Raw genomic sequence first — 10,538 nt, 5'->3', positions numbered from 1 at the left:
CTGGCCGACAAGACCGGCAACGTATCGCGCGACATGGTCTCCCGGCTGCAGGCTCTGCGCGGCATTGTCGACAAACTGCAAAAGCAGAATGCCGACAACGAGGCCGTCGCCACAGCCGCCTTTCAGCGCTCGTCCGAGATTGATGAGGAATTGAAGAAGTTTACCGGTTTCAGCGAGAGCGTCGCCGGAATGATCGGCGAAATCGAGCGAATCAGCGCTCCGGTTGAAGAGACCACCCAAGCCTGCTCGACAGTGCTCGCCAAAGTCTCCGATCTCGACACTCAGGTCCACAAAAGCGCGGAAATGCTGACCGCGGCCAGCGCCAAGATCGACCGGCTGGTCTCGTTTTCGGAAAACGTCATCGGCGAAGTGGCGCAAAGCGGGATCGAGACCGAAGACACGCCGCTGATCAGGCAATGCATCACAAAAGCCGCCGAAATTGCTGCCCTCTATGAAAATGCGATCAGTTCCGGCGATCTCACGATGGCCGACCTGTTTGATGAAAACTATCAGCCACTGCCCGGAACCGATCCCGTGCAGCATGTCACGCGCTTCACCCGACACACCGATCGCCTGCTGCCGCCGATCCAGGAAGCCATGCTCGAATTCGATCCGCGCGTCACGTTCTGCGCCGCCGTTGACCGCAACGGCTACCTGCCGACCCATAACCACATCTTCTCCCAGCCGCAGAGCGCCGATCCGGTCTGGAACGCCGGCAATTGCCGCAATCGCCGGATCTTCAACGACCGCACCGGCCTTGCCGCCGGGCGCAACAGGAAACCGTTCCTGATGCAAACCTACCGCCGCGACATGGGTGGCGGGAATTACAGCCTGATGAAGGATCTGACCGCGCCGATCATCGTCAGCGGCCAGCATTGGGGCGGCTTGCGGATCGGCTTCACGATCAACGCGTAAGCACCGGGATTGGGCCAGGCCCCTGGCGGAATCGCGAAAAATGGTGCGGACGACGGGAATCGAACCCGTACAGCCTCGCGGCCGAGGGATTTTAAGTCCCTTGCGTCTACCAGTTTCGCCACGTCCGCACGTGACCTAGTCGGTAGCCGACCCTTCGCGCGCAAGCAAGACCCTGTGGACGGCTTGTGTGAAAACAGCCGGGCCCCGCGGTGTTTTCCGCAAGGCCCGATGTGTGTTCCTGCGGCCGGAACTCCAACGCCCCTGTCCGCTAACCGGTTCAGACAACCAGTTTGGCGGCAATCTCGGCGACACGCTTGCCCTGGAATTCGGCGCCTTCGAGTTCGACAGCGGAAGGCTGGCGCGACCCGTCGCCGTCAGCGATGGTGGTTGCCCCGTAAGGCGTACCGCCCTTGACTTCACCGACGCCCATCTGTCCCTGGAACGTATAGGGCAGACCCGCGATGAGCATGCCATGATGCAACAACACGGTGTGGAAACTCAAAATGGTCGCTTCCTGGCCACCATGCTGTGCAGCCGAGGATGCCATGACCGAGCCAACCTTGCCCACCAGAGCGCCCGACGCCCACAGGCCACCGGTCTGATCGAGAAAGTTCTTCATCTGGGATGCCATCATGCCGTAGCGTGTCGGGACGGCGAAGACGATACCATCATAATCGGCAAGTTCAGCCGGATCGGCGACAGGCGCATCCTGGTCGAGCTTGTAATGGAACTGCTCAGCCACCGAATCAGGCACCAGTTCGGGGACCCGCTTGAGCGTGACATCCGCTCCGGCCGCAGCCGCACCTTTTGCGGCTGCCTTGGCCATGGTTTCCATGTGACCCCAACTCGAATAGTAAAGCACCAGTATCTTGGCCATTTCCGTCTCCAATTTCCATTCCCGCTCCGATGCGGCGGTTCCCTGTACCTAGGGATTATGCCGTTCACAAAAAGACCGCAGATGAAGCACAGATTGTTCACAATACAGAGACTGCGCCGGTCTTTCGCGCAGACTTGCGCAATGGGGCGAAAGCCGTTTATCCATTCGGCCCCGGAAATCGCCGGACAGGAAACAAGATGATGAGCAAGCCCGACACCCGTACCGTCACAGCAGCCGCTCTGGCGATCGGCGACGAATTGCTTTCCGGACGGACCAAGGACAAGAACATCGGTCATCTGGCGGAATTGCTGACCGCTGCCGGGATCGACCTTGAGGAAGTCCGCATCGTCCCCGACGATCACGAGCGCATTGTGGAAGCGCTCAATGCGCTCAGGCGCCGCTACGATCATGTCTTCACTTCCGGCGGCATCGGACCAACCCATGACGACATCACCGCCGATGCCGTGGCGGCAGCCTTTGGCGTGGCCTGCGATTACGATCCCGACGCGCTGGCGCTGCTTGGCGCGCATTACGCCGAGCGCGGCCTTGAATTCACCGACGCGCGGCGCCGCATGGCGCGCATGCCGCTGGGCAGCCGCCACATCGACAATCCCGTCAGTCTCGCGCCGGGCTTCACGACCGGCAATGTGCATGTCATGGCCGGTGTCCCGTCGGTGTTCCAGGCCATGCTCGACAACGTGCTGCCAACGCTGGAAACAGGAACCAAAGTGCTGTCCGACAAGGTCAGCTGTCCTTTCGGCGAAGGTGACATAGGCGACCCCCTGTCGGTGATCGCCAAAGCCCATCCCGACGTCAATATCGGCTCTTACCCCCGTTTTTCGGGCACGAAGTTCTCCACCGAGATTGTCATACGCGGCCGCGATCCGCTCGCGATAAACGCGGCGAAACTCGATGTCGAGGCCATGCTGACAAGCGTGGCGACGAAACTTGACGCGGCGGCGCAGTGACAGGCATCCCGGTTTGATAAGGATCAATGCACGCCTTTGATGTGCCGGGCATGGTGAAAGTCTAGGTTCCGCCCCCGGACCGTTCAAAGGAGTTAACCCCGTGACCTATCATACGATCCTCGCTGTCCTGACAACCGAGGCCGACGTCGCACCCGTGACCGGCGCAATCGCGGAATTCGCCGCAGGCAAAGAGGTGCACCTGATCGGCTGTCACGGCGAACCCTCGCAGTTTGTGGTCCTGTCCGCTCCCATCGACGTGCCTGATGCATCCACCATTGCCGCCCTTTATGAGCAGGCTGATGCCCGTATGCGCGAAGTCGGCGATGCTTTCGAGAAAGCCTGCGAAACGGCAGGGCTGTCGTATGAATGGAGACCGGTACGGTCACCAGGGGGCGACAGTGCCGTTTCGGCGCTGGCCAGCGCCCGGTCCGCAGATCTAGTGGTGGTTCGCCAACCTGACCGGGCCGCAAATGAAGACATGGCCAGCAATGTCGAAGCCCTGCTGTTTGAAGGCGGACGTCCGGTGCTTTTCCTGCCATCCAGCGGCACACTGGCATCGCCGATCCGGCGGATCCTCATCGCCTGGGATGGGTCCCGCGAGGCTGCCCGCGCGACGCACGATGCGCTTTGCCTGTTGAAAGCGGCCGAGGCTGTGGAAATTGTCGTGGTCGACCCCGACAAACTGCCCGATATTGACGCTCCACTCGCAGGCACCGATATCGCCGGCTGCCTGTCACGTCACGGAATTCACGCCAATGTGACAACTGTTTCCAAAGGAAACGGCTCCACCACGGAAGCCATTGCGGCGCAAGTCAAGGCCAGCAACGCGGATCTCGTCGTCATGGGCGCCTACACCCATCAACGGCTCAGGGAGTGGCTGTTTGGCGGCGTCACCCGTGCCTTCGTGGAGAGCTCCCCGGTCGCGGTGCTCATGTCACGCTAGGCATCTCCACTTGAGGCGTTGTCTGTTCGGGAGCGGGGCTTCGATCCGCCCCCTGTGCTTCCCGCTTGCAAATGCAGGCTGACTTGCTTTCAACGCCGGTTTTCGGCTATTTGCGGCAATCAGGTGTTCAAACCGCAGCCATCGTGCCGCTCGCAAATCCAAGGTAGTCAGCCATGTCTCTTCCAGACAAAGCCTTTCCGGTCTCCTGGGACCAGTTTCACCGTGATGCGCGGGCACTGGCATGGCGATTGAGCGGCACCGGGCAGGTCTGGAGCGCGATGGTCTGCATCACACGCGGCGGGCTTGTACCGGCTGCAATCATTTCGCGTGAACTCGACATCCGCCGGATCGATACGGTTTCCGTCGCCTCCTACCACGACTACATCAATCAGGGCGACATGAAGGTGCTCAAGGAGATCAATGCCGATCTTCTCGAAACCGAAGGCGAAGGTGTCCTCATTGTTGATGACCTGACCGACACCGGCAAGACCGCCGCGATCGTTCGGGCAATGCTGCCAAAGGCGCATTTCGCCACCGTCTACGCAAAACCCAAAGGCCGGCCGCTGGTCGACACATTCGTCACCGAGGTCAGCCAGGACACCTGGATCTATTTCCCCTGGGACATGGGCTTTGCCTATGTCGAGCCGATCGCCAAGGATACCCGCGGCTGAGGATTGAGCTGCGCGAACGGTTTAAGCCCGGCCACTTCGGCTGAACCAGCCTGCTGGCGATGGCGCGCCGGACCCTGGGTGGCCATGCCCGAGAGCCATGGCCATTGCGGGCGCGCCCGTGGTGCGCCAACCAATCTTCGCGCACCCATTAACCGTATCTTATCCCGATTGTTTGTATCATTGATCATTCAGGGATGAACCCTCGGCTGGAATGATAACAGCTTGTCAAAGCCCTTCGCGGGCATGCGTCAGCCAGAGTCAGCGTTTCAATCCCCTCATGCAAAATTCCACGCCCCCCACCAGCCATAGATTCCGGCAATGCCGGATTGTCGGCCTCAACCTTGCCGTGGTCCTGACTGTATTGTCAGCCGCGGCTATCGTCCCCCGCAACGGCAAGGCGCTGGTGATTGTTGCGCCCTGGAGCGAACCCGGACGCGTCATCAGTGTCATCGCTGGCGCCGGCGGAGCCGTCATGAATGGGACCGGCACACCCTACGCCGCCATCGCATATTCCGACCAGCCCGGTTTCGCTTTGCGCTTGTTTCAGTCCGGCGCAATGCTGGTTCTCGACGGTAGTCTCGCTTTCTTCTGCAGGAGTACATCTTCACTATGACTTACATGACCTCGCTGCGCACCCGCGCGGCAATAGCAATTGTATCGCTGTTGTGGATCAATCTCGGCATGATGCTGCTTCGTTATCTTTGGGGCATGAATGCAAATCCTGTCATTGTGTTGGGCGGCGGCGCTGCAATCGCCGCGGTTGCGACCTTGACCTGGTGGCATGACCGGACCGGCACTGCAACGCAGATTTCAACAGCGCTGGCGCATGCTGCCAGCGTGGCCCTGCTGGTTTACGCGTTTTCGGGCTCTCCACTCCAGATCGACATGCACATGTACTTTTTCGCCAGCCTGGCGATCTGCGCATCCTGGGTGAGTTGGCAGCCTATCCTGGCTTTCGCGGGTCTGACCGCACTCCATCACCTTGTTCTTTTCCTGATTATCCCAGCAGCGGTTTTTCCCGGAGAAACAGAATTCACACGGGTCGTTCTGCATGCGGTCATCCTCATTCTCGAGGCTGGCGCTTTGGTCTCGCTGGGCCATTCCCTGGCAAAGGCCTTTGAGCAGAACGACGAGGCGATGCGCAACATCGAAGTAGCCAACAAACAAGCTGGTGAGATGTCGCGGAAGGCCGAGGAAGCCCAGTTGCGCAACCTCGAAGATTCCAAAGCTCGCGAAGCCGAGCGGACCGCCGACACTGCACGCCTGCAATTTGCCATGGAAGCTCTCGGCCAGGGCCTGCGCCAATTGGCCGAAGGCGATCTTCGGTTCCGTTTGACCAAACCGTTTGCCGGCACACTTGAGGTTCTCAGAAATGACTTCAACGCCTCGATGTCATCGCTCGAGCAACTGGTTGCCGAACTGGGCAGTTCCGCCCGCCAGATGAGCGACGGCTCAAATCATGTGTGCGCCGATGCCGAACGGATTTCCCAGCGTACCGAACAGCAAGCCGTCTCTCTGGAAGAAACCGCCGCGGCCATCGGTCGTATCACTGAGAACGTCCAGACTGCATCAAAGCGCGCCGGAGAAGCCGGACGCCTGGTTGACGAAACCACGAAGAATGCGTCGGTGTCCGAAGATATTGTATCCAGGGCCGTCAGCGCGATGACCGAAATCGAAGGGTCGTCGCAACAAATCGGGCAAATCATTTCGGTGATCGACGAAATCGCCTTCCAGACCAACCTGCTGGCTCTGAATGCGGGTGTTGAAGCGGCGCGGGCCGGTGAAGCCGGTAAGGGCTTTGCTGTCGTCGCTCAGGAAGTACGTGAATTGGCGCAGCGTTCGGCAAGTGCCGCCAAGGAGATCAACGCCCTGATTGAAAAGTCGTCGCAGCAGGTGGGCAGCGGTGTGAGTCTGGTCAACCAGACCGGTGAGGCCCTCCGCGAGATCGGAGAGCAGGTCAAGCATATCAACGGGTACATCGCCGAGATTGTCGAGACTGCACGAGAGCAGGCGACGGACATCTCCGAGATCAACTCGGCCGTGGTCAATATGGATCAGACGACCCAGCAAAACACCACCCTTGTTTCCGACACCGCCAAATCCATCCGCAACCTCACTGCCGATGCAGACGGACTTGTCACCAAGCTGGCCGTGTTCAGGGTCAACGAGAGCACCCCGTCGCGCGTCACAGCCAACACCGAGCCTGCTGCGAAGAAGCCGGTGGCTCGGGCTCCCCGGATGATTCGTGCTGCCGGTTCAGGATGTGCGACCGCCGCAGCCGTTGCGCAGGAATGGGATGAATTCTGATCCAACCAGCTCTGGCCCGGGCAGATTCCGGTCATGCCGTCCGGCTTGAAAAGCTTGACCTGACAGACCGAGGCAACCATTCAGAGACACAGCCCAAGCTGTGCCCCTTTTTGGGGAATGACTGCCGGGTCGCCCACCCGCTTTCCCGCAGATGATCGTCGAGGCTCAGAGCTGATTAGAACGGCGCTATATGCCGGCAGCTTTGACGTACCGGGGCAGCAGTGTATCAAATCGGTCATAATCCCGTGCGACGATAGGCGGAGGAGTCGATTCGCTGACCATGACCGCTTTTGACAGGATCAAACATCTGCTTGACCTCTTCCGGGGCCCAAGTGACGAGCACGCACGATTTGGCGGAAAGCTCAAACGCCAGGCTGCGGCCGCGGTATTTCGCGGCTCCGGCGTTTCGCGCGAGCTGATGCTGATCACAAGCCGCGACACCGGCCGGTGGATTGTTCCCAAGGGCTGGATCGAGCGTGGCGAGGACGGTCCTGCCGCCGCCATCCGCGAGGCCTGGGAGGAATCCGGGGTCATCGGCGAGGTTCTGCCTGGCGGACCAGTCGGGCATTACCGTTATGTCAAGCAGAGAACCCGGCGTCGCGACGCCATCTGCGATGTTGACGTGTATCTCGTCAGACTGCACGAGCTGAAAGACCATTGGCCCGAAATGGACCAGCGCAGGCGCAAATGGTTTCCAGTCGCCACCGCCATCGGACTGGTCGGCGAAGACGGGCTCAAGGATGTGATCCGGGATGCCTTCCGGTATCTCAAGGCCGCCTGACGCGGCGCCGGCCCGGCCGCGTGACGCTCACGCAAAGACTCCAGACTTGCCGCACAGCGGTTCACCGATCCGTCAGGATCGCGAGCCCGCGAGATCGGCGGCTGTCGCCACAAATTTCCGATCGCTGAATTTTTACCTGTCAGAATTTTTCGCGCTTTTCCCGATCCGGCCCCGACCGAGCGTCATGCACGCGCTCGCGTCTCCGCAACACCTTGCAATTCGGGGGTTTGAACGCCGACAATGGCCAAATCAATTAAAACTGCCTTTGTCCTCGTTTTCCACAATCCGAAGCCACTAGATGTGGTGTACATGAATCCGTCACAATCAACCTCTTGACGCACCCGCACGAGTCGCTGCTTATAGGATCAACGTTGCGGCGGCGGCGCGGCTGGAGAGTTTCGAGGCCAGTCAATTCCAGATATTTCCGGTTCAAGACGTCTGACACAGTGCAGATCTGCGCGGTGATCGGAGGGGTGTGTCTGGTGACGAAAAATAACCCGCCGAAATGAAAATAGGGGCTGGTGGCAATAATCTGTTAATACTATATTTAGTGTTTGCAGCCACGCTGACCACAAGATAGAGGGTTTCCCGACCACGGGAATCACATCGAGTGACCGAGTAGCAAGCGGGCTGTACAATGAGTGCACGGCCTGGGGACCAGATATTGTCGCGACGCAAGGACTGCGCCCGGCCGTGAATTTAAAAAAGAGGACGAAAATGCGCATCGAACGTCGGTTCACCAAGGACGGCCAGTCAGCCTATTCAGACATCGAATTCCGCAAGGCGACAAGCGAGATCAAGAACCCGGACGGGTCGATCGTGTTTCGTCTCGCCGGCATTGATGTGCCTGTCCAGTTCAGTCAGGTCGCAGCTGACATCCTCGCGCAGAAATATTTCCGCAAGGCCGGCGTTCCCGCGCGGCTGAAGAAGGTCGAAGAGAATTCGGTCCCCTCCTGGCTGTGGCGCTCGACCGCAGACGAAGCAGCGCTTGCCGAACTTCCCGAAGACGAACGTTACGGCTCGGAAACCGACGCCCGCCAGGTCTTCGACCGTTTGGCCGGCACCTGGACCTACTGGGGCTGGAAGGGTGGCTACTTCACTTCCGAAGACGACGCCCGCGCTTTCATGGACGAGCTCGCCTATATGCTTGCCACCCAGCGCGTTGCACCCAACAGCCCGCAGTGGTTCAACACCGGCCTGCACTGGGCTTACGGCATCGACGGTCCCGGTCAGGGCCATTTCTATGTCGACCCGTTCACCGGCAAGCTGACCAAGTCCAAATCCTCCTACGAACACCCGCAGCCGCACGCCTGCTTCATCCAGTCGGTCGAGGACGATCTCGTCAACGAAAACGGCATCATGGATCTGTGGGTGCGTGAAGCGCGGCTGTTCAAATACGGCTCGGGCACCGGCTCCAACTTCTCCTATCTGCGCGGCGAAGGCGAAAAGCTCTCCGGCGGCGGCAAGTCGTCGGGCCTGATGAGCTTCCTCAAGATCGGCGACCGCGCTGCCGGCGCCATCAAGTCGGGCGGCACCACCCGCAGGGCTGCCAAGATGGTGGTGGTCGACATCGACCATCCCGATATCGAGGCCTACATCAACTGGAAGGTCAAGGAAGAGCAGAAGGTCGCGGCGCTGGTCACCGGCTCGAAGATCGTCGCCATGCACCTCACCGCCATCATGAAGGCCTGCAACAATTGCGAGGCCGACAATGATGCCTGTTTCGACCCCAAGCAGAACCCTGCGCTGAAACGCGAGATCAAGGCCGCCAAGCGCGACCAGGTGCCGGAAAACTACGTCAAGCGCGTCATCCAGTTCGCGCGCCAGGGCTACACCGACATCGAGTTCAAGACCTATGACACCGACTGGGATTCGGAAGCCTACCTCACGGTTTCAGGCCAGAATTCCAACAACTCGGTCTCGGTCCGCGACGATTTCCTGCAGGCTGTCGAAACCGACGGCGACTGGAACCTGACCGCCCGCAAGGACGGTCATGTGATGAAGACGCTGAAAGCCCGCGACCTGTGGGAACAGATCGGCCATGCCGCCTGGGCCTCGGCTGATCCGGGCCTGCATTTCAACACCACCATGAACGACTGGCACACCTGTCCGGCTGAAGGCCCTATCCGCGCCTCCAACCCGTGCTCGGAATACATGTTTCTCGATGACACCGCCTGCAACCTGGCTTCGCTCAACCTGCTGCAGTTCAAGAACGCGAACACCAAGCGCATCGACATTGCCGATTACGAACACGCCGTCCGGCTCTGGACCATCGTGCTCGAAGTTTCGGTGATGATGGCGCAGTTTCCGTCGCACCAGATTGCCGAGCGGTCTTACAAGTACCGCACGCTGGGTCTGGGCTACGCCAATATCGGCGGCCTGCTGATGACCACCGGCATTCCCTATGATTCCAAGGAAGGCCGCGCCATCTGCGGCGCGCTGACCGCGATCATGACCGGCGTGGCTTACGCCACATCGGCGGAAATGGCCGGCGAGATCGGCCCCTTCCCGGGCTACAAGGAAAACAAGAAGAACATGCTGCGGGTCATCCGCAACCACCGCCTCGCGGCTCACGGCGAGTCGACCGGCTATGAGAACCTGTCGGTCAATCCCGTCGCGCTGATCCATGACGAGTGCCCCGATCAGGACCTGATCGCCCACGCAACGGCTGCCTGGGACAAGGCGCTCAAGCTCGGCGAGAAACACGGCTACCGCAACGCCCAGGCCACCGTGATTGCGCCCACCGGCACCATCGGCCTGGTCATGGACTGCGACACCACCGGCATCGAGCCCGATTTCGCGCTGGTCAAGTTCAAGAAACTCGCCGGCGGCGGCTACTTCAAGATCATCAACAACGCCGTGCCCGAAGCGCTCAGGACACTGGGTTATTCCGAAGCGCAACTGGCCGAAATCGAGGCCTATGCGGTTGGTCACGGCAACATCAACCAGGCCCCGGCGGTCAATCCCGGCTCGCTGAAAGCCAAGGGCTTCACCGACGACAAGATCGCCGCCATCAACGGCGCCACCAAGGCCGCCTTCGACATCAAGTTTGTCTTCAACAAGTGGACGCTCGGCG

The 10,538-nt window shown here is 60.2% G+C and carries 8 protein-coding genes, 1 tRNA gene and 1 pseudogene; 8 read left to right on the top strand and 2 right to left on the bottom strand.

Annotated features, from left to right (window positions below; all coding sequences use genetic code 11):
* Positions 1 to 915 (top strand): annotated as a pseudogene (locus ABJN75_RS14010) (chemotaxis protein); the annotation flags it as partial.
* Positions 916 to 956: 41 nt separating this feature from the next.
* Here ABJN75_RS14010 and ABJN75_RS14005 read toward each other — a convergent pair.
* Together ABJN75_RS14005 and wrbA are read right to left on the bottom strand one after the other, a co-directional pair.
* Positions 957 to 1,043, bottom strand: a tRNA-Leu gene (locus ABJN75_RS14005).
* A gap of 149 nt (positions 1,044 to 1,192) precedes the next feature.
* The gene (gene wrbA, locus ABJN75_RS14000; protein WP_348440198.1) at positions 1,193 to 1,792 is read right to left on the bottom strand and encodes an NAD(P)H:quinone oxidoreductase; all 600 of its coding nucleotides are present in this window, start codon (positions 1,790 to 1,792) and stop codon (positions 1,193 to 1,195) included.
* 200 nt (positions 1,793 to 1,992) lie between these two features.
* Between wrbA and ABJN75_RS13995 the strand changes: the two genes are divergently transcribed.
* The 7 genes from ABJN75_RS13995 to ABJN75_RS13965 all read left to right on the top strand — a co-directional run.
* Entirely contained in the window at positions 1,993 to 2,760 is a 768-nt protein-coding gene (locus ABJN75_RS13995) for a competence/damage-inducible protein A (RefSeq protein WP_348440199.1), read from the top strand.
* 100 nt (positions 2,761 to 2,860) lie between these two features.
* Positions 2,861 to 3,703 (top strand): universal stress protein, encoded by an 843-nt coding sequence (locus ABJN75_RS13990; RefSeq protein WP_348440197.1) that lies wholly within the window; start codon positions 2,861 to 2,863, stop codon positions 3,701 to 3,703.
* A gap of 173 nt (positions 3,704 to 3,876) precedes the next feature.
* A complete protein-coding gene (gpt, locus tag ABJN75_RS13985; RefSeq protein ID WP_348440196.1) occupies positions 3,877 to 4,374 on the top strand; it encodes a xanthine phosphoribosyltransferase in 498 nt (165 codons plus the stop codon).
* 277 nt (positions 4,375 to 4,651) lie between these two features.
* Positions 4,652 to 4,987 carry a hypothetical protein gene (locus ABJN75_RS13980; RefSeq protein WP_348440195.1) on the top strand — a complete coding sequence of 112 codons (336 nt, stop codon included), beginning with the start codon at positions 4,652 to 4,654 and terminating at the stop codon, positions 4,985 to 4,987.
* Positions 4,984 to 6,681 carry a methyl-accepting chemotaxis protein gene (locus tag ABJN75_RS13975; RefSeq protein ID WP_348440194.1) on the top strand — a complete coding sequence of 566 codons (1,698 nt, stop codon included), beginning with the start codon at positions 4,984 to 4,986 and terminating at the stop codon, positions 6,679 to 6,681. The genes ABJN75_RS13980 and ABJN75_RS13975 overlap by 4 nt, the downstream gene beginning before the upstream one ends.
* 280 nt (positions 6,682 to 6,961) lie before the next feature.
* Entirely contained in the window at positions 6,962 to 7,462 is a 501-nt protein-coding gene (locus ABJN75_RS13970) for an NUDIX hydrolase (RefSeq protein ID WP_348440193.1), read from the top strand.
* A gap of 717 nt (positions 7,463 to 8,179) precedes the next feature.
* Positions 8,180 to 10,538 (top strand): adenosylcobalamin-dependent ribonucleoside-diphosphate reductase (locus ABJN75_RS13965; RefSeq protein WP_348440192.1); only part of this gene is annotated, 2,359 nt, incomplete at its 3' end.

The sequence above is a fragment of the Hoeflea sp. genome, assembly GCF_039975035.1.
Classification (GTDB): domain Bacteria; phylum Pseudomonadota; class Alphaproteobacteria; order Rhizobiales; family Rhizobiaceae; genus Hoeflea.
This window is presented reverse-complemented; position numbering and strand designations above follow the sequence as displayed.